Below are 25,217 nucleotides of genomic sequence, written 5' to 3'. Positions count from 1 at the left end.
CCAAGTTTAAATCCTTACGAATTTTCCAACTCATCTCTAAACAATATATTATAAATTGTGTCTTCATCATTTTCTGATAATACTTTTAAATCTATCTGTACTTCTTTATTTTCATCTGTAATATCTGTATAAGATACATCTGTAATACTTGGCATTTATATCACTCACTTTCATTTCCATACGGATTTTTATTAAATTCTGCTAAGTCATCATCCAATTTGCTGTAATTATCTCTAATATCTTTTACAGCACTATTGTTAATCATTTCAAGAACATCATCTACACTGCCTATTTTTTCAAGAATGTGATCCGTTTCATATTTATATGCGTCTGCACCAACACCTTTCCAGCCACTCAACAACTCTTTGTTTATACGTTGAAACTCTTTTTTAATAGCTTTGAATTCTGCACATGCCTTTTTGCTTTCTTCTTGAAACTTAGCTATTTTACTTGTATCAGCTGATTTAAATTCTGCATTACTCATAACTTCTATCCTCCCAGTTATTTTTTATAAATTTCATCTTTTTAAGATTGTCTGCTTCAACATCAAAGTAATATCCATCACCAAGCTCACATTTAGCATAATCTTCTTTTAAAGATTTGATATCCATATCTCCAAATACGGTCTTGCTTCCCCGTTCACTTGCAAATTCAGCAATATTATCAAGTACAAATATTGACTTCAATGAACTGTTAAAAACAGAATTAACTTCTATGTCCGTTATTTTTTTAACATCCGTAAAAATAAAAATATAATTTCTATCTTCTGCAACATCTAATAACTCAGGAAGAATATAATGTATAAAATCCGCATTAATCTTTGAATTAATATAAATAGATTTGCTCTGTATCACAAATACTGTTGGTTCTGTTTCAGAATTACTTTTACTTTTCGGAAATTGATCCTCATTTATTCTTCCAAAAATATTATCCAAAATATCAATGTAATTAACAGATAAATCTATGTATTCTTCGTGTAACATCAAATAAAACTGTTGAATAGGCGAAAGTTTCTTTTTTACAAACCCCGGTTCCCCATATTCTCCAGCCTCATATCTTAGTTCAACCTCCTTAAACTGATTTATTAACTCACATTTATAGCCTTTTACTTTATAATAATTATAAAATGAATCTAGCTGTTTTCTTCCATCATCAAAAAAAACATACTTTGCACAAGGTAGCTTTTCACTAATTCCATCTAACAATGTACATAAAAGATTTGTTTTACCAAATTCTTTTTTCCCATAAATAGCTATAACACGCGAATTTTCCAAATCTATAGAAACCGGCTCACATTTTACATAATCCAAGCCGACTTCCACACAATTAGGTGAAGTCTTCGCATATACTTCCTTAAGTTGCTCATAATCCTCTCTTTTAAGTTCTTGTGGAAATGTCTTATATCGTGTTGCAACATGTCTCAAATATTTCTCATCATATTCATTAATTTCACTATCCTTTTCGTCAATTTTTTCATATTTTTTATTTAAATTCAAAACAAATTCTGTATCCTTTTCCTCAATATTCTCAGCCAAAAAGCATTGAACCTCATATGGATTATTCATTTGGAACGTTCCCGTTACTCCTTCCGGTTGAACCGTTACATTAGCATATCCTCTTCCCGGAATATTTCCTGCTGCCTCAACTTTTGTATTAAATATATCTACATATTTGTCAACAGGAAGATTTAATGCAATCTTCTGTTTAAACGACAATAAATAACCTGATATTCCCTTGGTATCACTAGCTGTAAAGACAACACTTATTCCCTTAGACGATCCCTCTCTGCATATTCTTCCAAATTTTTCCTGATACGAAAAATATCTGTCTTCATCAATAAAAGCATTTAAATTATCAATAATAAACGTTGTATGAATTGGCTTTTTATTTTCTTCTGCATTTCTATATATTTTTCCATCCAATTGTTTTGTGTTATCATTTAAAATTGATTCCATTATCTTAAACGTTCTTTTAACATATTCCTCATTCGAATTATCAAAATATGCCGAAACTAATGGTGCTCTTTCATATGCCGAAAGTGCTCCACCAAAATCCAAAATGAATATTTGTTCATTTTTTTCATTTCTAATTTTATGCAAGATATTAATCAGCAATCTGACAAAATTTGTTTTTCCATTCATTGAAGATCCAAATACAGCTATATTTGAATCTAATAAATCAACCTTAAAAGGAGGTTGCATCTGTATAATTGGAATGTCATATTGCCCCAAAGTACAAACAATACTATCTGTCATTATTAGTCATACCTCCATTCTGTTTCATCCGGTATTACAGATTTTAGTGGATCTCTGAAAATTTTAACCGGTTTTTCAAATTCATTTTCAATGTCCTTAATAACATCTGTAATGTATTTTAACTGAGTATCATATTCGCTTACATTTTTGTTCTTCTTCTCAATAATAATATTGTCTTTTGAAGAATTATAATATTTTGTATCAAACACACCTGTTGAAGGTACATATGTTACATTTACCGGAGGCTCGATATTCATATTCTTATTTGCACCCGTATATGCTGATTGAAAATATTCGTATCTGCTTCCTGTCCCAACCAACAAGTAAGCTCTACCATTTCCCGGCATTGTTGCAGCTGCCGCATCAGGTGTTCCAAGCATTTCCTTTGATGCTTGCTTTGTTGCAACTTTCAAACATATTTTTGATTTTGAATTCACTCTAATGTCATCTGTTATCGCTCCTTCAATATTTTGAGAAATCAAAATGATATGTAAGCCTAATGTTCTACCTACACGGGCGATTGTAGTTATCTCTGCAATAAAATCTACATCATCTGATTCGCTTGAGAATCGCTTTAATTCTGTAAATTCATCTACTACAAGTACCAAATGAGATAATGGCTTTATTTTAGAAACATCTCCTTTAAGTGCCTCCATCTGCATTTTATTGTTCTTTATTTTATTTATCAGTACATCTTTTTCTTCAGCCTTTGAACTGTCGCCCTCAATTTCTTTAATTCTCTTAATTATCCTCGCTGCTCTAATATAAGCATCACAATTATCTACACCTAATTCAGATAAGATGAGCATTCTCTTCTTTATTTCGGCATTTAAAGACTCTAAAAATCGCTTTAACATGTAAACAGCAGAAATTCCTTCGCTTTCACCTGTAGTATTTGTAACTGCTCCTACGCAATGAGGCAAATCTCCCAAACGATCAGAAAATCCTCCACCTTTCATATCCACAAGCATAATGTTTAAATCCATAGGCGAATACTTCATACATAATCCTATCAGATAAGTTATGATCGTTTCTGATTTTCCTGATCCGGTTGTTCCAGCTTCAAGCATATGTGGTCCATCAGCTTTTTCATGTAAATCAAGATAAATTATTCCATGTTCATTTTTTCCTAGCGGAATTTTTAAATCTCTTGTGACATCATTCTTATTTACATCATTCCAATTATTTCTAATATTTTCAACGATTCTACCATCATCTACCATTTTAGATGTATAGCCATACAACTCGAATAAAGTTACCATTGACGGAACTTTTCCGTTCTCAGCAATTCTTGTATAATATATTGAACTCAACTGCCTATACGCTTTTTCAAATGCGTTCTTATAGCTGTCAGCCTTCTCAAAGATAAATCTATTTTGAAAATGTTTATATTCAATCAGACTATCTGTATTTGCTGCACCATCAGCTTTAGAACTATCTTCACTTAAAGCTTTCAACTGTTCACGACTTAATACATTATATCTCATACTTAGTTTTCTATTATCTTTAATGTTTTTATCTAAATCAACAATGCTTCCGCAATATTTAGGAAGCATATCTTTATGCTTTTGGATAAAAATAAATGTTAACCCTAATTTATTAACATACTCTTCTCCCTCTTTTGGAGCTTCCGGCAAATATTTTGAAAAAGCCGTTTCTTTTATATCATAATCATAAAATACTATGCACACGATTTGCTTCTGTTTAACTTCTTCTTTCTTACCGTCTTCTCCTTCGGATTCGCCGGATTCCTTGCTACGTTCATTCATTATACCTGACAGTCTTCCAAAAACTTCTCCCGAACTTTCTTTATCAAAGACAAACTGAGACAAGTTCTCAAACAGTTCATTTGTGTGAGGTAAATATTTATAGTTCTTTGTTATTTCATTTTGCAAATTAGCATTGTTCTCTTTGTTAAAGAAAAATACCAACTGCAAATCTTCCGGAGAATGATAATATGCTAATTCATATACTAAATGACGCACAAAATCTTGCGACATTTTTTTATCATCTGATATAACACCTAGTGCTCCACATTTTTTTAAATCAAGCAATAACGGTGGCATAACCGGTTGTCCGTTTTTTTCTTTCTTATCACTTCTAAGGTAATTGAATCCTAATACTTCATCACCATCTAATCCTTTATTTGCAAAATTGTATGCCAAATCAGTCAATAAAAATCTATTTTTATTATCTTGACTTATTTGGTCTAAAGTCCGTTTTTCTTTTCTCTTATTTTGCTGTGGCAGAAAAATATCTATTCCTAAATTTCCATCAGAATTTCTCTTTGTTTTGTAAAAAATATCATAGAAAATATTATCTTTTTTCTCTGCCTTTATTTCAAACAAGGGCTTAACTTCTGCTGATTTTCCAAGAGACAGCCTCATAAAATCATTGTCGTTTTGTGATCTTGCAAATATGCTGTCATCAATTTCTGCCGTTTTATAAAAAAGCTGTTCCATATCAGGATATACACTATTTAAATATGTAATATCATTATCCTGCCATGTAACAATCGTTTTCATCACTCTTGAAATATAATTTTCATAGTTATTCTTCCATTCTTTTACGTCAACCTTATACTGTCTTTTTTGTTTGCTATAGTTGTAAAATGATGTGACACCTGATATTACCGGCATCGCAAGTGTCATAATCATCATCGCATTATTCATTGTTGAATTATCCGATAATAATCCACATAATAATCTAAGTCCTCCCATTCCAAAAAGTGAAATTATCATTGGTACTAATACATCCATTAGAGAACCCGACTTTTTACTTGGCATGTCATTTGGTGGAATAATATCAATAATAGATGGTTCAATTACATTAAGTCTCCTTGAACTGATATTATATTCTAGCGAATCTTTTTCTTTTAAAATATAACTGCTGGAATTTTTAAACAAAGTCCTTCGTGCAATCTTATTCTTATCAGTTATAAGAATACAACTGGATGTCACTATTCCCAATTCCGTTAATGAACTATTATATAACCACTTATCTCCGTTTTCATTTTTTTCTGTAAAATCAATTACACCATGCATTCCGTTTGAATCATACAGAACCGGTATTTCACAGTGTGTTCTTATAAAGGAGTCGAATAAATCATAACATTCTAAGGTGCTTAACCCACCTTCCTCTTTATCGTCCTGTTTCATATGCTTTTTCAATCCAAAATAAATAGCTTCTATTAAAGCTTTAAAAGTAATATCTTTTATTACAAGAAATGACATTTCTCTATAATTTGTATCTTTCTCAAATCTAACAGATACCAGAATCTCATTATTCTTCATGATTATCTCCCATACTGTTTATTATCTGTTGTATCTTCTCACTAGCCTTTTCATCTATAATAAGAGGGCTTTCTATATAAACTTTGTTGTCATTTAAAACAAGCTCAGGCTTTACAAAATCAATACTTTGTGCAACTGGAATTACAGTATTTACATTAATACCGTTATCAACAGAATCCTGTTTGAAAATAAATTCATTTTCGATACTAGCCATTGCTACAACTGGTTCATCTATCGAAATATCTGATTCATCAACTATGATTTCTTTTATTTCCGGTGCTTCCACAATCTTTGCATCTGCTAGTTCAACTTGATTATCATCTGTGATATTTATCTCAATGTTCGGAGCAGCTATTACTGTTTTATTAATTTCAGACAATTTTATATTTTCGTCATTTTCATAATCGATCTTGCTTGCTTTCGCTATTAATATATTTTCATTTTTTACTACAATTTCATCCATCAGTTCCATCTCTACCTGTTCATTCTTTGGAATAAATATAGTCGTATTTTGTATTTCTACTTCTGCTTCATCATATTCAAAAATATCCGGTGAAGCATAATCATCATTTATATTCAAATTTATATCGTAATCGCTGACTTCTTCTGCATTAAAATTCACTTCTGGATGCGATGTATTAATATAAACATCATTTTCGATTTCAATATTTTCAAACTTCATCTCATTTACATAAATGTCTGCTTTTATTATTTCTTCTGATAATTCTGATACATCAACCTCTTCAAACTGTATTTCTTTCTCATAAATATGCGCTTTTGTTAACACTCCCGAAATATCCGATATTTCAACCTCATCAAAATTATACTCAGATTCACTCTCCAAATTTTCTATTTCTATTTCAGGCAATACAACCTCTCTATTTTCAGGGGCATCATATTTTTCTTCTATCGTTTTGGGAATAATAATCCCATTGTTTTTCTCGATTTGATATGCCTTACTTAATTCCAATGTCATCTTTTCCATTTTTTTGACATCATCTTTTTCGTCTAACATTTCTGGCAAGAATACATTTTCAAGTACTATCTGCGATTCTTCGACATTTATTACGCCGTCAATTTTATCAGGTTCTATTCTTGACAAAAAAACATATTTTGGCCTGATTTCAGGATAATGAACATTTTCAAGTTCTTCAATCCTATCAACAAAAGCACATCTTTCTTGATACAATTCAAGTTCCTCTAAATATAATTTCTTTTGTCTTTCACTTAACGTATTTACTTCACTTTCTGATAATACTCTAAACGCCATACTTCACCTCTTAATACAAGCAATACGACAATAAAATTTTCAACTTATTGCCGTATTACTTACACTTTGTTCTCCTACTAATGTTATTTATTACCTCTTATACTAGCAGCGATCTTTGAATCTACTGATTCAAAATTACTACGATTTCCTTCAAGTAATTTTGATAATCCCTTAATCATTGCCGGCAAGCCACTTGTATCATCAGTAACGAAATCCTTATAACTCTTATCAAACAATTCGATAAGCGCATCTTTTGCATCGCCCTCCATATCTGCAATAGCCGCCTTAAAATCTGTTTCAAAAGTTGTTCCTGCTGTTTTATACTTTCCTGCAATTGTATTAATATTTGTAACCGCAGTTTTTACATTTGCATTAACAATTTTACAATCTGCCATTTCATTTCCTCCTATTTATCTTCTGACTTTCCTGCATTTGTGTTTCCTGTTCCTAACTTGTCATCAACACCCTCAGTATCACCAGGAATCTGTTTTTTCACAGTTTCACAGATAGTCTTTAATGATTTTAACATCTTTGTTAAATTTTCACCCGTATTAGGTTCAATATTCTTAGTATAAAATGTCTTAAATCCAGTAGCTGCTGAACCAGAAAAGGATGAAGGAATAATTCCATCAATTTCTGCAAGCAATTCCGTATTAAGATTTGTAATGGTTGTCTGATATGTATCAATAGCAGTAATTGCTTTGTCCATCATATCCTTTGTGATGTTAATTGTACCTGTTGTTCCCATGTTTGCCATGTTTTTTCCCTCCTATAATAAATTTTTTAACTCATCAAACCCATCAAAAACATCTTTATAATAATTATTTCCAATAACCAACTCTAGAGTGTCAGAAATATGCCCCACTACAAGGGCCATGTTTTCAACTGGCTTTAACAATGTTTTTTTTGCTTCCAACTGAACTTCTTTTCCTGCAGGAGTATCCATGGCACTAGCCAGGCTCTCATACATGCCTTCTAATTTGGTCTTAAGTTCATTTGTTCTTTTCTTAAGTGCCTTCATGTCTCTTGATGCATTGTTAAACTTAGTCTCATCAAGTTGCAGGTCTTTTGACAATTGAGCCATTACTCTGTACCTCCTGTCTTAGCTTTATTTATTTCTTCTAAAAGCGGATTTTTTAATTCATCCGAAAGCAACGAACATAATTTTTCAGCATTATCAAAATCCTTTACATCTATATAACACTGAACTCTAAAACTAACTGCAGCTAAGTCTGTAGGATCTTTAACAGACTGATTTCTGAAGAACTTAATCAAATCTTCATATTCTTCATCAATTTTTTCATATCCTTCTTCCTTTAATGCCTTAATCAAACTATATTTTCCAATATACTGATTAGCTTGATTTGGACTTTTTGCAAGTCTTGAAGCATATAATTTAATATGCTCCGGCTCTTTTTTTAATGTATAAGCTGCCACATATAATCTATTAATCTGATCCAAATTATCTTGAGAATAAATTGGTTCAACACTATTGTCTAATTTTTCAAAAGTATATTCATCTGCCTTATCAATTGGGGTTAAGTGATCTATTGAAGTATTCTGATTTCTGAACGCATTTCTTTCTCGTTCTCTCCCCATTTGTTCAATTTGTCTGTCACCATATTTTCTTCTTGCTTCTTCAACAGCTCTGTTAATCTCTCTATCGCTAGGTCTCATAATAGGGCCAGCATTTTCCTTACTTTCCATTTTGTTAATCGAGAATCCTTCATTAAATGAGTCTATCGGATTCTCTGCTGCGCCAAGACAATTAGCTGCCATATCTCCATCCTCTAGCTGGACATAAACCTCTGCAGCATTAATATATGCATCTACCACATTCTGTACTTCTGGTTTAATTGCGTATAATGAATCATTTATGTACGCTAGTGCTCTTCTATAATGTTCCTTTTCCTTATCTTGTGTATATTTCGCTAATTCCAAGGAAATCTTATCTATGAAGAAATCCATGCATGGTCTGGAAAATCTTTCTGCCCTGTCAATTTCTTCCTCTGCTTCTTCATTTCTATTTTGTAACAGCAATATTTCTTTAGCGATTCTATATCCCAAATATTCAGAAGGTGCAAATAATTTAATCTGATTTGCAACTTCTAACCCCTTCGTATATTCGCCTAACATTCCATAACTTAACGCTTTTCTTTGTAATATTTCAATATCGATTCCGATAATTGTTTCGGCTTTACATAAATTAACAACCGCATCATCATATTTTTTTAAATCAAAACAAAGCATTCCAAGAATCTTATATAATTGCCCCGTAACCTCCGGAGAACATCCAATTTCATCTGCTTTTGCAAATATCGCAATTGCTTCCGCTGATTGTGAATTAGTTGCCAAAGCATATCCTAAATGAAAATATCTGTCGCCATTTTCCGGTTCACACTCTACGGCCTTCTGATAATATTTAATTGCTATGTCATATTTTTCAAATGACATATTTGCATTTCCAGCACATAAATATGCGTCTGCATTATTAGGATCCACTTTGATAGCATCTTTTGCTATATCAAGTGCTTCCTGATATTTTCCTTGTACAAATGCCAATCTTGAATTGGCTATTAATGTTTGAATTTGTTCATTCATTTTCATTTATCTCCTATCATTTAGTAATGTTTTTGCCACACTCATCAAACCAATCTTCAAATAAATCAAAAATGTTTTTGTCTCCTGTTATAACAATGTCCTCATAATTATATTTTGAATCCAATGCTTTAGTAATTACATTGTATATCAATCTAAATTCATATGGGCGTTTTGCATCATAAGCCTCACAAACATTTGTGATATTATCTAAATCATCCTTTGCACAATAAAAAAAATCTCTTATTTCTCCTGATGAAAACCAATCATCTCTTGTATACAATTTGCCTTCTTTCTCAAAGAAGAAATTTATATAGTCCATTTCGTCATTTCGATACAAATATATATATATTTTTTCAGCTTCCTTTCCTGAATTGCTTAACAATTCCAAGCCTAACGATATTACACTTGCTTGAGCATCAACAAAAGCGTCTTCAAATCCTTTTAACATTTTATACCTCCTTAATTTTTAAAACTTATCATTTCAAACTTACCGTCTATTTTATAAGAAACATCAAATCGGCTCGGCCGTGACGAGCCTTCACTGTATGCTAAATTAATATCTATGTCAGTAACCTTTTTGCCATTATTCATTGCATCAGCCCAACTCTTTTCCATCGCTCTATATGTCCTATTGTCTCCTTTAACAGCTCGATTTAATGTGCTTCTTTGCGATACAAGATTATCAAGTTCCGGAGAGCCACCAAATTGGTCTGCAAATATGTGTCCCGCATCATCACCTGGTAATTTATCTGCTGTGTTAGGATTATGTTTTAATCTACCATTATGCGTTTTAAATTTTAATTCATCAGCATGAGCACTCACAATTTTACCATTAGAATCTGTTTTATATGTATATCCGTTTTCTCCTGTAGTGTATTCCTGATTCGGTTTTAATGTTCCATCTTCATTCATATGTGGTGGGCAATTTTTATTGTGCACCAAAATTCCACAGTTACCGACAAAGTATGTATGATAATCTTCGACTTTTATGTTATATACATAATTATCTTCAATGCACTTTTCTCTATATATATCATTAACCAAATGTATATCACCATTTGAATCGAGAAGTTCATTGCCAATACATAATAATGTTGCCTCAACAAACCCTCTTTCCTTTACATAAAACGGATGATTCTTTGTTGTTATAATCTCCTCATCGTCAATGATAAGATGAACTAATGAATCCACTTTTCTTTTATAGATAACTTCGACATTTTTATAATTCTTGTCCAACGTCTCTGCGTCTAGTGCCAATACTTTATCACCAACTTTAAGTTTATCTATAGGTGATAATCCATCAATTGTAACAACCATAACTCCTGCAACAAAGCAAGCCATAGTTGTTGTCATTCCGCCTGTAAAAACTGCCAATGCTGACACACTTATTTGAAATATGTTATACGCTTTATTTGAATGTAGTTTTTTATTCAAATCAGCAATAGGATTATTTTTATTATCAATTGCCATATCAGCTAAAGAAATCATATCAAACCCAGCCATTCCAAGACTCAGCACTTTTGATACCGCTGCCGTTCCCTTTATTGCTTTTCCGAGTTTTGATGCACAACTGATTCCCTTGCCTAATGCGGATCCGGCAACTCCAAGTCCTGCAAAAGCTGCGCCTCCAATAGCACCGCCTACTGCACCTGAAAAAGCACCATCTTCAAATCCGTCAAGGAAAGAACCGCCTTGGCTCATACTTTCCAGTCCACCGGCAACACCACCGATAACTGCTCCTGTTATTGCTCCCCAACAGGCTCCAACCAAAATAGTTCCGCCTATTCCTGCTCCGACTCCGGTTGCTATTAATGCAACTGCCACCACAACTATCACAGCAGTGGCTATTAACTTCCAATGTTTTGCACACCACTTAGCTGCCTTTTCAACTTTATCCACAATCTTTTCGATGGCATTTTTTTCGCAATCCGGCTTTAAATAGTTGTACTTCGCGTAAAAATCTTTTTTTGATTTATTGATTTCATCGCGTGCAGAATTATCCCTCTTAACAGTAGTCGTAATAAACTCTGTAACCTGTTTGTTCAATTTTTTTAAATCACTGACTTTTTCTTTCTCAGTTTTGGAAGAGGAACTTATGCTATTTACTGTATCCTGCAGGTTATATGTACTGTTGCTTACACCCTGTAACGTAGATTTAAGTGTTCCTAACTGAGTATCTAAGCTATTGGAAGACTTTATGATGTTGTCTATCAAGCCTCCCACTCCATTTAGTTTATCCTTATATAATGCAATTGTTGCCATTCTATACCCTTACTTTATTTGTATTAAGCGGTCATATGTTTTTTATGATACGCCATATCAACACTTGCTGTCCTCATTGTTGTGTCTGCTTCATCTATCAATGTTACATACCTTGTAATACTAGTCTTAACAGTAGCCAGCTCTCCATTTAATTTTGTTATTTCACCGTTTAATGCAGTTTTTCTTCCTGAAAGATTCTTCTTTGCCTTCTCAATACCTGAAAATGCCTCTGATATATGTTTCTTTGATTTTGCAACTTTGCTTGAGAATACCATCTCTAAATCCTTTTGATTTCCATTACTGGATTTACCTATATTTTTAAACTGCGTTGCCGCTGCAGATAAATGCTTTGCCGCTTTTTGAATATGGCTCTCAATTTCATTGTCTTTTCCATTCGTTTTTGTTAAATCCGTATATGTTTGAGACACTTTCTTTAATTCTGATTTTTTAGAATTAATACTGTTTATCAATTGTTGTCTTTTAGTCTCTGCTCCCGCCTTTTCTCTTGAATATTTGGCTTTATTTGCATAAGCCATTTCATATTTCTTTTTAGCTGCAAAATATTCTTCTTCATGTTTTTTCTGTTCAGGCGTCATATTCTCCACTCTCTTTCTATACTATATCTATTTTTATTAATGAACTATTATATATTTTCAGTAAATCCTGCTATATATATGTTTTTATATGTCTGACTATTAAATCTAGAATATCTTTATCTTCTGATTTTTCTATATTTCAAACTATATTTAATCATATTTCAGCCTCTTCTTTTGTTCCCAATATGTAACATTCCATTTTTTGTTTTTCAACACTTTTTAATAAATATTTTAACAGTTTATCAAAATTTTCTACTGTATCAATATATTTATCTTTACTAATATTTGATATGATTTGCATTGTAACAATCTTGCCTTCACTTTTTTCAAAAATAACTTTGTCAATGTCTTTAACATAATATTTTCTTCTTAATCCATACCACTTTTTTATAACAATCTTGTTTCCATAAACATATAGTTTAGGTGCAAATGCTATATATTCAAACAGTGCTATTCCGCCAAAGATAATCATAAAAATAATTGATACTATAATTGAGACACCAACTGGTTTTTTCTCAATACAATACAAACTAATTGTTCCCCAAAGTATCCCAACAAAGAGAATTGAAAAAAGTATAACAAGACGCATGTAATAACGAGTATAAACTTTGATATCATATTTATTTCTTCTCATTATTTTAAACTCCTACACACATTAAACTTTTATTGTCAATTCCCGTAATCAAAATTTCTATCTTATTAAACCTTTCATCATTGAGATTTTTTGCCAACGACTCACTATCTAGCTTAAAATCTACTAACCGTTCCTTTTTATATTTCAAATCTAAAACTACCTTTTTATCTTTTGTCTCTTCCATAACCCTCATCATATCCTTATAATCATTACGGTCATACATTTTCGGGTCAGATAAAATAAATGTAGCGGATAAATATTTCATTTCACCGTCAATTTTACCGTAAGCCTCAATAGTGATTCCACCTAATTCTATATCCTCTTTGTTTTTTATATAACAAAACGGCAGCTCTTCTTTCTTATATTCAGCCTTTCCCCCAAAAATCATATTTATTTTCTCCTGTTATTAATTATTTTTATATTTTATTGTCAATATCATCAATACTGAAAAACCGTAAACTTTGAATAGTCAATTTTCACGTCTATATTATCTCTACGAAATTGTATCTATTTTTGTATCATCAATATGGTCTAATAGATAATTTTTCATTTTATCATAATTTTCCATTACAGGATCTAAAGATAACACCTTCTTTTTACCTTTATATATGTGAATTCTAGTAGCATCAACAGGCTTTCCACTTAAAGTGGCAAATACAACTTTGGTGATATCATCAAAGTTAACTTTTACACATCTGCCATACCATTTTCTTATAATAATACATTCATCTGTTGCTGTTATTTTATATACTAATATTCCAAATATTGTAAGAAAAATAGTCATATCAAAAAAAATAGAGCAAACTATTCCTTCAATGAAATAATCATTATTAGATATTACACTCACACAACAAATCACTGTCCAAAAAAGAAAAAGATAAATTAACATTTTTACAATTCCTCTTGGCTGATAACATTCAATTTTTTTCATATTTTTCTTCCTTTCACACTAATTAAATACTAATTCCTTTATTTCGTCCCATCCCACGCCAAGCACTCCATTTGTAGGGTTACTAAAAATATTTTCTGTAAATTCTGCCATAAATCCGTTTCTATATGTCCTATATGTTATATTTTTTAAACTAGAATTTTTATGTATCAATCTCTTTATAGATCTATTGTAGTCAGCTCTATAACTATGACTCCCTGCAAATCTTTCCGTAATCTTAAATCCAGTATTTTTTAATCCCTTGTTGAATTTCGTAGTGAAGCCATCAAACCCTTTTGCTAAGACTAATGACAATGCCGTTCCTACTGCGACATTGCTTCCCCACTGACCTAAAGATAATTTTTCTTTGCTAAATATCATAGGAGTACCTTCACTCAGAGAAGTAGAAACAAATACATCTGCTGTTGCTGCTAATGCAAAATTTCCAAACACTTTACTAGCAAATACTGAAACACCAGCAACACCACCTGTTGGTAACATTATAATTCCTCCAATTGCTCCCCCTACTGCCGATGAAATATAATTCAACGGACTACTAACCTTAAAATTTCCCGTGACAAATCCACTAACTATATCAGTTATTAACTGGCTTGCCAATCCCGCTGCTGCTCCAACCACCGTAGCAATAGCCACTGCACCAAGTCCAAATGTAGCAATCGCAAGTGCTACTACGGCAACTACTGCTAATACAGCCAAGCCAACTACAAGTATTTCTTTAATGTTATCCACAAGCCAGCTTACAGCACTTTTTAATCCGTCACACACTTTTTCCAAGCCATTTTTTTCACATTCCGGCTTCAAATATGAATATTTTGTGTAAAACTCTTTCTTAGTTTTCTCGATTTGTTCTTTTACAGAATTATCCTTCTTTACTGTAACAGAAATAAACTCACCAATTTTTTTGTTGAGTTTCTTTAAATCCTTTACCTTGTCTTTTTCAGTTTTTGTTGAGGAACTAATATTATCGACCGTGTCTTGTAGATTGCAAGAATTAGAACTTACCCCCTGTAAGATTGATTTCAAAGAATTTAATTGAGTATTTAGACCATCACTCGAATTAACTGCATCATTTATGTAAGTATTTATACCATTTAATCTATCCTTATAAAGCACTATAGTTGACATTTTATCCCCCTTAATTCATATATTTGTTCACATTATACATTTATTTACTATTTTAGTCAATAATTCCTGAGTTTGAAAATCACATAATTTGTTACGTGATGTCACTTAAATGTTATATCTGCAATTATTTTTTCACTGAAAAAAGTCGAATAAAACATTTTTACAAATATACTTGTAAGTGCTTTAGATTCTACTCTTATTTTATATAATCTTTATTTTATTTATCTTCTATTTTCCACCCCATCTATTGTCCTCAAAAACAATTCCGTCAATGTTTTCTTCATCTTAGGATTTAACTCCTTCAGTCTTTCATCCACTGAATTTTCATTATTTTCTTTTATCCCCAATATTGTGTTTGCATCTGTATCCAGTGCATCCATCAACCTGTATAAAAGATCTATGCTCATTTTATTGTTTCCCTCTTCCAGCTGATACACATGTGATTGGCTTATCTTTGCTCTATATGCCAATTCAAACACTGATACGTTCTTTTTTATTCTTAATGATTTAATTGTATTTCCAACTTCTAAACCTTTGTATTCCATTTATTCCTCCTGATTTTTCTCCTTATGCAATGCATTGCATCACGTCCGATACTTTTGCAGTAATATAACACGCCAAAAATTATTTACTGCCTTGTTTCTTTTCTCCAATCGTCACCGGTATATGTGCTGTAGCTTGCTATCGTATTTGTATACGGGTCACGGCATAGTCAACAACTTCAAACTTATATTTATAATAAGTAGAAACTAATCTTATGCATTGCTTAAAGGAGATTTTTCCGGCTCATTTGAGCCTCTTATAATATACTGTTTTCAAATATAAATTAAGAGTTAGTGGCACTATACCTTTTACTCTTCATCAATAACCATACAACTTCTGCCCAAGACCAAGTAATCAATTGTTGTGTCCAATGCTTCTGCCAAATAAACAAATGTATCAATTCTTGCTCCATTAATTCCACACTCAATCATCTTTAGCCCCTGACATGAAATTCCAATCTTTTCTGATAATTTATCCTGTGTTAATCCCTTTGCCTTTCTTAATTCTTTGATTCTTTTTCCACTTTTCTTAATATCGTAATAAAACATCTTTTTCCTTTCTGGAAAAACCAGAAAGTTTTGTTGTCTACACCTGACAATTTAATTACAAAATATAGTTTTCATATGCGAAAATAAAAGAGACGCAAAAGGAAAACCAGTAAAGTAACTCTACTTCTAACTGATTTTTCCCCTGCGTCTCTGGTGCTCCTACAGTTTCCTTTTTTTGTCTTGTAAACTGCATGCCCTTATCAGGTGGGCATATTCAATTTTTTATAATAAATTGTTTTCAGTCATCCATAATATCCACATTCGTAATCATATGGTGAATGGTATGTTTTTTTCTTATGTAATTTGCTTAATTCATTTTTCGCAGCACTGTTCTTTGTTGCTGCTTCTCCGATAGTCTTATATAGTCTTGACTCTCTTAATTTAATTGAGCCTTTTCTATCCGTAAAGCAGACCTGATAGAAACCATTGGCTATATTAACTATTATCACTTCGTTTATGTGTATCCCATTTTCTATGATATACACGTGCTCTCCAATGCCATACTTGTAAATCAATTTTTACACCTCACACAAATAGTTTTCCGTTAATCATTCTCTCTGCTACATATTTCTCATCTATCTTTTTAAGTGTTAAAACTCTTTTGCATCTATTGCATTTGATAGACAAGTTTAAAATTCCTGCATAATAATCAAACATTTTTCTCTTACAGTCTTTGCAACAGAATGATACCTTCATAGAATTGCTCATTCCTTTGTTCACTTCCTTTAATCAGTATTTTTGTTTTTACAATAAATACCTGCTTGATAAGGGAAATAAATCCTGCAGATAATACGCTAGTATTCCGTAGCATCAAATCCAATGCCCTAGCTAAGCTGATCTCACACCCCTTTTTAGAATGTATCTAAACTATAGCGAAAATAATTTTGGTTTTCTATAGCACATACGCCATATTTCGAAAATATGTTCGTTTTAAGGATTTTTCTTACTTTCAATCGTTGAGACATAATATCTAATATTTCTCTTGAAGAACTCCTGCTCTCGTTCATTTTTAATCTGTTCTGTTGTTTTCCTTGTATATAAATCATCAACCGAAACCTGCAAATATTTAGCAATAGCAAATAATGTAACTGCAGATGGATCAGACTTACCGGTTTCTATCCTGCTAATAGTACTGGTTTCAACGCCAATTGCATTAGCAAATTGAGTCTGGCTTATTCCTTGCTTCTTACGGATAGCTGTTATATTGTTTATATAATTGTTGTCTTTCATTTTAAGCATAATTATCGCTCCTATTATGTACAAATTTCTATATTTATTAGTAAATCAAAGGGGTAAAATTGCGATCTAGGGACCCCACTATTCAAATTATACATTATAGATTGTACAATAAACGGGACTTATAAAACGAAAATACATAATTTAATTGCAATTTAAACTGCTAGTTTTTCCATGCTACTACTTTTGCAAACTAGCAGTTACCTTTGCAAAAGTGTATATTTTAAGTAGTCTTTGTTTGATCAGAAAGGAGGCTTTTATGCCAAAACAATTATCCTTATCTGAACGAATAATTATTGAACGTATGATTAGTAAAGACTACTCTTTTGCCTCTATTGGTAGAAATCTTGAACGTTCAGCTTCTACCATTTCTAGAGAAGTAATTAAATATCGATGCTTTGTTGATAGAATTCCTCTCCCTGGCGAGAATGATTGTACTCACAAAAACTCTTGCCTAAAGAATTCTATCTGCGATGATGTTGGAGTACATGGATGTTATGGATATCGTTGTAAGCGATGTCCTGAAGATCGTATATGCACAAATATTTGCGCTTCTTATGAATCTTCTCAATGTCCTCTTTTAGATAAACCTCCTTATGTCTGCACTAATTGTTCTATGCTTAAACAATGTAAACGTAACAAGGCTTACTATACAGCTCACAGAGCTGATGCTGCTCATCACAAAAGCATTCGCAATGCTCATTCCGGTGTCAGAAAAACTCCATCTGAATTAAGAGCAATTGCTGATATAATTGAACCTCTTATTGCTAAAGGTCAATCTCTAAATCACATTTGTGCTACGCACTTAGATGAATTAGGTATATCAGAGAGAACTCTCTATAATTACATTGACCAGGGTGTTTTTAAGGTTCGTAATATTGACCTTCCTAAAAAGGTTGTTTACAGGCAACGTAGGCCTAAAAAGGTTCTTACCAAGCTTGAATACCAATATAGACAAGGTCGCACCTATGAAGATTTCAAATCCTTCATGGAAGCAAACCCAGATCTACCTGTTGTAGAAATGGATACTGTAAAGGGTGGTCGTAATAAGGGAAAAGTATTTCTTACTATGATTTTTAGAAGGACAAGTTTTATGCTTATCTTTCTAATGAACGATGGAACTCAGGATAGTGTAATTCAGATTTTTGATTCCTTAACTGAGATTCTTGGAGTGTCTCTATTCAAGAGATTATTTCCTGTTATCTTGACCGATAACGGCGTTGAATTCAAAAATCCTCAAGCACTTGAACACACAAGAACAGGGCTTTCCAGAACTCGTGTATTCTTTTGTGATCCTCAAGCTTCGTGGCAAAAACCACAGGTCGAAAACAACCATCGTTTAATACGAAGAATACTTCCTAAAGGTGTTAGTTTTTCACCCCGCACTGTTGCTGACGTAACGTTAATCTGTTGTCATATAAACAGTGTTCTTCGTGAAAATTTAGATAACAAAACACCTTTTGATTTAATGGACTCCAAAGACGGGAAAAAGTTATTGTCTTTGCTACAACTTTCACCTATTCCACCCGATGAAGTTACTTTGAGTCCAAAGCTACTTAAGCGTTAATTAACATTTTAATTGATCAAACAATGACTCCCATATCTTTTAAAGAAGCGGGGTTGCAGTTATTTTTTCAAAACTAATGTTATGCCGCTTATTAACTATGCACGAAAATATAGCAAAACAATAACTTTTTTATTATTATACACCATTTAAAGCTCAATTTTCACCCCATTTAAGGTTTAAAAAATTTGGTGTCAATATGTTCGTGCAGTTACTTTTTCATTTAAAGACGAAAATACATAATTTAATTGCAATTTAAACTGCTAGTTTTCCCGTGCTACTACTTTTGCAAACTAACAGTTACTTTTACAGAGATATGTTTAAGATATTTTTTACGATTTTATAAAAAAACATCTATAAAAAGTAATTTATAACAATACTTTTTATAGATGTAAATCATCAATTATTTATTTGTATGTATCTGCAACAGATCCTAAAACTTTATAATTACAATGGTATGGAGCAACAACCCCTGTCACCATCTGCTTTTCATAGATTTTTTTTGCTTTAGCTTCAATCTGTTTTTTGTACTTTTTGCAGAAAAAATATTCTTTTACCATAAGATTTCGTCTCTGCTCATCTTCTGTTGTCGTTGCCGGTGTACTTAAATCTGCTAAATAATACACTCCATCAACTACTGGAAACATCTTCTTTATTTCTAAAACAGAAAGAATTCTTTTCTTAAAAAACTTAAACTCATCTTCTGGAATTCCTTTTTGTCTAAGTTTATTTAAATCTGTTTCATCAACAATAATATCATATTTATCCACTATTGTTGCCCTTGTATCAATTTCTTCATATACACGATAATTGGTTGTAGTAACATCTCTCCAACTAGCATGCTTTCTCTTTGCTGAAGTAAGCGGAATAACATATTTTCTGCCATTACAAGTAGTAAGTATTCCTAAATGTGGTTTTTTTGAGTAGTCAGTGTCTATTGAATAAAAAATTTCTGAATCCACATTGTGCAATGCTTCCAAATAATCCGGTTGTATAAATACAAAACGAAAGTTCGTAAATTCCAATATTGTCTCCTTTGTAAAAAATAAGGAAGCATTAAAGCTTCCTCATCGTTACTGTCAGCTGTTTTGGTCGCCGACCACCAAACTTTATCGTCTCTCTCTTTTTTTATGGTGGAGAATCACCAAACTTTATCGCTTCCCTCTTTCTAATGGTGGAGAATCACCAAACTTAACATTAGTAATATCAATGCTATATTCTTTTTCTACATTTATTGTATATTCTTTTAGTCACGCCGTCAAGATATATTTTCTATAATATACTGTATATATATTATAGTATTCTTTATTTGTTACTAAATATTCATACTACTATATATTAAATAGATTTTAACTTAAAAATTTTTTATTTAATATGCCTTACCTAAACGGCAGCTTTTCATCTCCAAACTCTCTCATCTTTTCAAATCCTTCTCCATCAATTTCCCGACTTTTCAACTCACTATTCTTCTTTATAATTTCTCCATACAGCTGTTCACGAAATTCTTTAGTTATCGGATAGCACATCTCTGTATATTCCCTTTTTCCATCTTTACTCTCTGTTGCTCTTGTTGGCATTGCAACAAAACTTCCTTTTTCGCTTGCGATTACTCTTACTCCATCTACAACGAAACATTTATCAATGTATATCTTACCAATACTTTCTATCCTGTCGTTAAAATTGCAAGGATACATTACAACCGAAACACCCACTTTATCTTTTCCTGATGTAATGTTAACTTCTTTGGCATTGCTTTTGTATGCCTTAATAATATTATCATACAACTCTTTTCTAAATTCCGCTGTTGTAGGGTAAAAATAATTTTTGTAAATTGCATTTCCCTGCTCGTCAGTTTTACTTGTTTTGTACCCTGGCATTGCTACAAACAGTTCTCCATTTTTTGCTTTTTTAACTGTAATATCTGTCACTTTAAGACTTTCTTCAAAAACTATTGATACAAATGCCTTTGTGCTCCAATCTTTATTTTCTAATTTGTTAACTTTAATACTATAATTCATCTTTTTAACTCCTTTCGATTTTTCTGCCTTATTGCTCTAATTGGGCTACCCATACTTATACTAAATTAAAAATTCTTATTTTAAGAGTTAGCCACACTATACGTAGCTTATTTTTATTTCCCCGGCCTACATATCATCACCAATCCACCATTATGATAATTACCCAAGCACACTCCATGAGCTTCATCCACGGCTTCCACCATCTTTCCATTACCCACATAAATTCCAACATGGCTGATGTTCTTATACCTTCCATTAGTTGTATAACTGTAGAAAATCAAATCTCCCGGCTGTAGATTTTCTTCTTTCACTGTCTTATCTTTTAGACCTTCTGCTTCTGCAGCCGCAGTTGTTCCACCTCCAAACGATATGTCAACACCTGCTGACTTCCACGCATAGTATGCCAAGGAACTACAGTCAAATGCTTTTCCACTGTTTCTTAACGGCTGACTGTAAGGATATCCTACTTTTGACAAAACAAATGAAGCAACAGCCTTTTGTGTTGGATTAGAAATCTTGTCTGTTATGTTGCTTATTTCCTGAGGTGTAAGACTTCCCTGTAATCCACTTATCTGACTTCCACCAGAAGGATTGTTTGTTATGTAAGCACTCATTAACTGATTAAGTGTTGCTGTTCTGTTATCATCAAACTGATACTCTATTGCCATTTCTGTATATGTTTTTAGTGTAATTCTCACCTCTAAGTACTTTATCTTCTTTTTGCCTTTTTTCTCTGTTACATTCTCCGTGGTGTATTTACACATGTCATCAAACACTGCCTTCAAATTTTGCTTGTTCGTTTCATTCATTTTTGTTGCGGTATTTTCATATCGGTACTTAACCATGTATACACTCATAATATCGTAATAATTGGATGGTTCACTATTCATTCCTTCATAATCCACATACACTTTTCTTCCCTTGTCAGCGTCCTTGTGTTCATCAATCAAAGTCTGCACTTCCTGATTAAATTCTGAAACATACTGTGTTGTCACTAACTGTATTGTATCTCCACTTTCCAATGGTGGAAGGAATAATGCAAATGGCGAATTATACAGAACTGCAATTACGGCAAATACAATTCCGGTTGCTGCTATTACAATTATTAAAATGGGTGTAACCAATGGTGCCAACAATGATACTGCTCTTTTTATCATAAAAGTCATTTTGTTTCTTACCATTCTCCTTACAAGTTTAAAAAGACTGTCATTCTGCTCTTCATTTGGTTTCAGCTTGTCCATAAAAAATTTCATCATTCTACTTCTTTGCTCTGCCTTGTAAAATGTATTATCAATCTTCATTCCTGCCACTTCGCCCGCAGCCATTCCTACCAAAGTTCCTTCCGGTCCTGCTACTGAACCTGCCACTGCAGTTCCAGCCTTGGTTGCAATCTTTGTGCTTTCCTTTGCCACTTTCCTGCCGTTATCTTTAGCCATCTTTTTTGATATTTTCTTTACCGCCTTTCTGCCTGACTTTTTTGCTAATTGTTTACCTTTATTAACCGCTCTCTTTCTTAACCTGCTTCCTACGACTTCTTTTTGAAGTTTTGAAACTTTTGCCTTTTTTCTAATTCTATTACCTTCATTTACAATGCTCTTTATAGGCTTTATTGCCATTCCTGTAGCTTCAAAAGTTTCCTCAATGTTTTCACCGCCTTCAATGTTATCTGTAATCTTTGATTCTGCTACTTTTCTCATAACTCTTGCATTATTCTTTGTTCTTGTAGATATAGCTTTACTGTCTATTTTTACATCTCGCTTCTTATGAATCTTGCCATCTTGCTTCTTGTGTATTTTTATTTCAACTTCTTTTTCTTTACCTATTTTCATATTATCCTCCTTTATTTTTTCGTAAAAAAATACGCCAAAGTTAGCTTTTACACTAACTCGGCGTTTGTCTACAATTCTATTTATTGTCTATGTAATTTATGTTTTGATAGTTTTCCTTACAAACTGGAAATTGAATTCTTTTAGATATGATTTCTCTCTGATATTATACCATACAGTTCTGGGCGACGGTTTTTGCACCCCCATACCTCACGATGACGATAATCTCGCAACATATCTACATCCAACTCTGCCACATACACACCCTCTTCCTCGCCAGCTTCAAATACACATGTATCTCGCGAGTCAGGAAGTTCTGGAAGATATACTACACCATCTAACAGGGTAGAATGTCCATTGCAATCCGGATGAGGGGCCGGATAATTGCATGTGGCTATAGCTAACATATTTTCATATGCTCTTCCCCTGAGTTGTGCGAGACGGTTCAGTTCCATTGGGCAGGCATTTGGAACTAGAAGTAGCTCCGCTCCTTTCAACATCATAACTCGAGCACTTTCCGGAAATTCCCGATCATAGCAAATCATCGATCCGACTTTTATAACTCCTTCTTTCGTATCCAATTCTGTCACAAAGAAATCATCTCCTGCGTCCAGAACACTTTCATCATCTTCTTCCCCAAAATTACAAATATGGACTTTTGAATAACAATACTGCATTTTGCCATGTCTGTCGAAAAGGCAAACTGTATTTCTCGGCTTCGGCTCATGTTGTTCCAAAAAAGTAATAGCTATAGCCATATCCAACTCTGCAGCAAGTTCTGCAAACCGTTTCACAAAAGATCCATCCCTAGGAATGGCACATTCCCGTAGGCTTGCCTCTTCATGTGGGAAGACGTATCCACAGCTCCACATTTCTGGAAAGATTGCAATATCTGCCCCCTTTTCTTTTGCCTGAAAACAAGCCTTGATTCCCTTTTCCATATTTTCTTTCAGACTTCCTACTGGAAGAAGCTGTAAGAATGCAATTCTGAGTTTCATATATTCCTCCATATCATTGTAGAAACCAACTCAATGCTCTACAAATTCGAATTTGCGCGTTTCTACAAGCGATGCGCAACTACACTGAATTGGCTGACGAGAGCTTGCTCACAGTCAGACACATTCAGGTGTTGATGCTAATATGTTTCCATTTGCCCACATAGCATATTATAAAACCCAAATCGCTCATAAAACGGCTTTAAGCATTCTTCATAAACCACTGAAATCATGTAGATACGCTTTTTCTTCAGATATTCAATCATTTTATCCATCAGGTCTGTGCCAATCCCTTTACCTTGGTAATCCGGACAAACCATTAAATCTTGAATATAAGCATCTGATACCCCATTTGATACACTATCAATATACCCAATCAGTTTATCATTTTCATAAACTGCAATATGGTAATACGATGTCATCAAAGGGTTTTTATACTCTTTTTCCATCCTGTTCCAACCCACAGATTCACGCAAATCTGCCAATGCTTTTACAGACACTTTTTCATTAAACTTGTACATCATTATATTTTTCCTCATCTCCTTATTGTGGAATATTTATATCGTTAAATTCCGATTTTTCCAATTCTACAAACTGGAATTTGCCGCTTTCCATTCATACCAAAACTCAGCAAATGTTAAATAACGTTTACTTTTATTAAGACTTACCGTCTTGGTTGCAACTTGATAACTCTCTTCACTTAATTGCCAATTAGGTAATGTGCAAGGAATAAATTGATTGTTACAATATCTTTGATGGATTTCTTCATCAGAAAATCTTCCAAAAAACTCAAAAATTAGTGCACCCAAAGTAAAAATATTCGTCTGCTCATCAATCGCGCAACCCTCTATATATTCCTCTGGAGCTTTCAGCCTCTTTGTTCCAAACCAATCTACACCTTTATCGTTGATAACTGGGGCTTTTTTAAAAAGGTCAATGTCGCAAATTGTAGTTACATCTGTTGAAAAATCATACATAATGCTTCCATCATAAAAATCGACAGCAACATATCCCTTTTGGTTTACATTTTGCAAAAAAGAATTTAAAACCTCTATTACTTTCAGCTTTTTACTAACAGGTAATTCTTTAAATTTTTCTTTAGGACTTTTAATACCTATATCTCTTTGGTATGTTTCAAAATTCCAATGGTCAAATAAACATTCTCCATCTGCCCATTCAAAAACCACAACATAAAATTGGTTATAATCGTATTCCTCAATAATTTTAGTCAAATTGGGGTGTGCTAAATCGTAATATAGATGAACAGCTTCTTTTAGAATTTTCACAGATTCTTCCGGTGAAACTTCTGCTTCAACTGTATTTACTCCTGCAATTTTACAAAAATATTTTCTTTCAGCATCCTCCATCCCAATACAAATACATCCTGAGCCGGTTTCATCTACAACCCAAAAAGCAGTACCATATTTCTTTAACCAAGTAAAATCATGCAATTCTTTAAGTCTAAATTCGATAGAATCAAGTTTGTTAATTACCATTGTTCC

The 25,217-nt window shown here is 32.7% G+C and carries 28 protein-coding genes; 1 reads left to right on the top strand and 27 read right to left on the bottom strand.

Going from position 1 to position 25,217, the window contains the following annotated elements; translation table 11 throughout:
- Nucleotides 1–14 precede the first annotated feature (14 nt).
- From ACQY63_RS09970 to ACQY63_RS09870, 21 genes are all read right to left on the bottom strand, one after another.
- A complete protein-coding gene (locus tag ACQY63_RS09970) occupies nt 15–155 on the bottom strand; it encodes a hypothetical protein (RefSeq protein ID WP_181992233.1) in 141 nt (46 codons plus the stop codon).
- Between the two features lie 5 nt (nt 156–160).
- Nucleotides 161–484, bottom strand: coding sequence for a hypothetical protein (locus ACQY63_RS09965; protein WP_118030804.1), 324 nt, complete (start codon nt 482–484; stop codon nt 161–163).
- Nucleotides 477–2,255 (bottom strand): FtsK/SpoIIIE domain-containing protein, encoded by a 1,779-nt coding sequence (locus tag ACQY63_RS09960; RefSeq protein WP_428245141.1) that lies wholly within the window; start codon nt 2,253–2,255, stop codon nt 477–479. Before ACQY63_RS09960 ends, ACQY63_RS09965 begins: the two co-directional genes overlap by 8 nt.
- A gap of 2 nt (nt 2,256–2,257) precedes the next feature.
- On the bottom strand, nt 2,258–5,548 hold the full coding sequence (locus ACQY63_RS09955) for an FtsK/SpoIIIE domain-containing protein (RefSeq protein WP_412190176.1): 3,291 nt from the start codon (nt 5,546–5,548) through the stop codon (nt 2,258–2,260).
- The gene (locus ACQY63_RS09950) at nt 5,538–6,818 is read right to left on the bottom strand and encodes a hypothetical protein (protein ID WP_428245140.1); all 1,281 of its coding nucleotides are present in this window, start codon (nt 6,816–6,818) and stop codon (nt 5,538–5,540) included. The genes ACQY63_RS09955 and ACQY63_RS09950 overlap by 11 nt, the downstream gene beginning before the upstream one ends.
- 83 nt (nt 6,819–6,901) lie before the next feature.
- On the bottom strand, nt 6,902–7,213 hold the full coding sequence (locus ACQY63_RS09945; RefSeq protein ID WP_215715585.1) for a hypothetical protein: 312 nt from the start codon (nt 7,211–7,213) through the stop codon (nt 6,902–6,904).
- A gap of 11 nt (nt 7,214–7,224) precedes the next feature.
- Nucleotides 7,225–7,575 (bottom strand): WXG100 family type VII secretion target, encoded by a 351-nt coding sequence (locus ACQY63_RS09940; RefSeq protein ID WP_215715584.1) that lies wholly within the window; start codon nt 7,573–7,575, stop codon nt 7,225–7,227.
- Between the two features lie 12 nt (nt 7,576–7,587).
- Entirely contained in the window at nt 7,588–7,902 is a 315-nt protein-coding gene (locus tag ACQY63_RS09935; RefSeq protein WP_302152484.1) for a hypothetical protein, read from the bottom strand.
- Nucleotides 7,902–9,419, bottom strand: a complete 1,518-nt coding sequence (locus ACQY63_RS09930; RefSeq protein WP_302152485.1) for a tetratricopeptide repeat protein — start codon at nt 9,417–9,419, stop codon at nt 7,902–7,904. The genes ACQY63_RS09935 and ACQY63_RS09930 overlap by 1 nt, the downstream gene beginning before the upstream one ends.
- A 16-nt stretch (nt 9,420–9,435) precedes the next feature.
- Nucleotides 9,436–9,867, bottom strand: coding sequence for a hypothetical protein (locus ACQY63_RS09925; RefSeq protein WP_005360958.1), 432 nt, complete (start codon nt 9,865–9,867; stop codon nt 9,436–9,438).
- Nucleotides 9,868–9,878: 11 nt separating this feature from the next.
- Nucleotides 9,879–11,681 (bottom strand): polymorphic toxin-type HINT domain-containing protein, encoded by a 1,803-nt coding sequence (locus tag ACQY63_RS09920; protein WP_428245139.1) that lies wholly within the window; start codon nt 11,679–11,681, stop codon nt 9,879–9,881.
- 23 nt (nt 11,682–11,704) lie between these two features.
- Entirely contained in the window at nt 11,705–12,277 is a 573-nt protein-coding gene (locus tag ACQY63_RS09915; RefSeq protein WP_118030810.1) for a hypothetical protein, read from the bottom strand.
- A 154-nt stretch (nt 12,278–12,431) separates the two neighbouring features.
- Nucleotides 12,432–12,911, bottom strand: coding sequence for a hypothetical protein (locus ACQY63_RS09910; protein ID WP_118025276.1), 480 nt, complete (start codon nt 12,909–12,911; stop codon nt 12,432–12,434).
- 4 nt (nt 12,912–12,915) lie between these two features.
- Nucleotides 12,916–13,299: a hypothetical protein gene (locus ACQY63_RS09905; protein WP_118031143.1), complete on the bottom strand. Its 384-nt coding sequence runs from the start codon at nt 13,297–13,299 to the stop codon at nt 12,916–12,918.
- A gap of 105 nt (nt 13,300–13,404) precedes the next feature.
- Nucleotides 13,405–13,842 (bottom strand): hypothetical protein, encoded by a 438-nt coding sequence (locus ACQY63_RS09900; protein ID WP_118031146.1) that lies wholly within the window; start codon nt 13,840–13,842, stop codon nt 13,405–13,407.
- Nucleotides 13,843–13,860: 18 nt separating this feature from the next.
- Nucleotides 13,861–14,985, bottom strand: coding sequence for a hypothetical protein (locus ACQY63_RS09895; RefSeq protein WP_118025273.1), 1,125 nt, complete (start codon nt 14,983–14,985; stop codon nt 13,861–13,863).
- A 221-nt stretch (nt 14,986–15,206) separates the two neighbouring features.
- Nucleotides 15,207–15,530: a helix-turn-helix domain-containing protein gene (locus ACQY63_RS09890; protein ID WP_118025272.1), complete on the bottom strand. Its 324-nt coding sequence runs from the start codon at nt 15,528–15,530 to the stop codon at nt 15,207–15,209.
- A 306-nt stretch (nt 15,531–15,836) separates the two neighbouring features.
- Nucleotides 15,837–16,076 (bottom strand): helix-turn-helix domain-containing protein, encoded by a 240-nt coding sequence (locus tag ACQY63_RS09885; RefSeq protein WP_118025271.1) that lies wholly within the window; start codon nt 16,074–16,076, stop codon nt 15,837–15,839.
- A gap of 242 nt (nt 16,077–16,318) precedes the next feature.
- Nucleotides 16,319–16,591 (bottom strand): hypothetical protein, encoded by a 273-nt coding sequence (locus tag ACQY63_RS09880; protein WP_147348511.1) that lies wholly within the window; start codon nt 16,589–16,591, stop codon nt 16,319–16,321.
- A gap of 10 nt (nt 16,592–16,601) precedes the next feature.
- On the bottom strand, nt 16,602–16,784 hold the full coding sequence (locus ACQY63_RS09875; protein ID WP_118031151.1) for a hypothetical protein: 183 nt from the start codon (nt 16,782–16,784) through the stop codon (nt 16,602–16,604).
- A 222-nt stretch (nt 16,785–17,006) separates the two neighbouring features.
- A complete protein-coding gene (locus ACQY63_RS09870) occupies nt 17,007–17,315 on the bottom strand; it encodes a helix-turn-helix domain-containing protein (protein ID WP_428245138.1) in 309 nt (102 codons plus the stop codon).
- Between the two features lie 256 nt (nt 17,316–17,571).
- On the opposite strand from ACQY63_RS09870, the gene ACQY63_RS09865 reads away from it, so the two are divergent.
- The gene (locus tag ACQY63_RS09865; RefSeq protein WP_428245137.1) at nt 17,572–18,879 is read left to right on the top strand and encodes an IS30 family transposase; all 1,308 of its coding nucleotides are present in this window, start codon (nt 17,572–17,574) and stop codon (nt 18,877–18,879) included.
- A 404-nt stretch (nt 18,880–19,283) separates the two neighbouring features.
- On the opposite strand, the gene ACQY63_RS09860 is transcribed toward ACQY63_RS09865, so the two are convergent.
- The 6 genes from ACQY63_RS09860 to ACQY63_RS09835 form a co-directional block, all read right to left on the bottom strand.
- Nucleotides 19,284–19,901 carry a type III toxin-antitoxin system ToxN/AbiQ family toxin gene (locus ACQY63_RS09860; protein WP_428245136.1) on the bottom strand — a complete coding sequence of 206 codons (618 nt, stop codon included), beginning with the start codon at nt 19,899–19,901 and terminating at the stop codon, nt 19,284–19,286.
- Between the two features lie 354 nt (nt 19,902–20,255).
- The gene (locus ACQY63_RS09855; protein WP_428245135.1) at nt 20,256–20,894 is read right to left on the bottom strand and encodes a septation protein SpoVG family protein; all 639 of its coding nucleotides are present in this window, start codon (nt 20,892–20,894) and stop codon (nt 20,256–20,258) included.
- 113 nt (nt 20,895–21,007) lie between these two features.
- The gene (locus ACQY63_RS09850) at nt 21,008–22,723 is read right to left on the bottom strand and encodes a C40 family peptidase (protein WP_428245134.1); all 1,716 of its coding nucleotides are present in this window, start codon (nt 22,721–22,723) and stop codon (nt 21,008–21,010) included.
- Between the two features lie 140 nt (nt 22,724–22,863).
- Complete coding sequence (locus ACQY63_RS09845) at nt 22,864–23,718, bottom strand: carbon-nitrogen hydrolase family protein (RefSeq protein ID WP_428245133.1); 855 nt, start codon at nt 23,716–23,718, stop codon at nt 22,864–22,866.
- A 137-nt stretch (nt 23,719–23,855) separates the two neighbouring features.
- Nucleotides 23,856–24,239 carry a GNAT family N-acetyltransferase gene (locus tag ACQY63_RS09840; RefSeq protein WP_207661654.1) on the bottom strand — a complete coding sequence of 128 codons (384 nt, stop codon included), beginning with the start codon at nt 24,237–24,239 and terminating at the stop codon, nt 23,856–23,858.
- A 63-nt stretch (nt 24,240–24,302) separates the two neighbouring features.
- On the bottom strand, nt 24,303–25,211 hold the full coding sequence (locus ACQY63_RS09835) for a hypothetical protein (protein WP_428245132.1): 909 nt from the start codon (nt 25,209–25,211) through the stop codon (nt 24,303–24,305).
- Between the last annotated feature and the right edge of the window lie 6 nt (nt 25,212–25,217).

This window comes from Eubacterium sp. Marseille-QA0814 (genome assembly GCF_965119675.1).
Taxonomy (GTDB): domain Bacteria; phylum Bacillota; class Clostridia; order Lachnospirales; family Lachnospiraceae; genus Eubacterium_G.
Note: the sequence above shows the minus strand (reverse complement) of the source record. Positions and strands in the feature narration are given on the sequence as shown.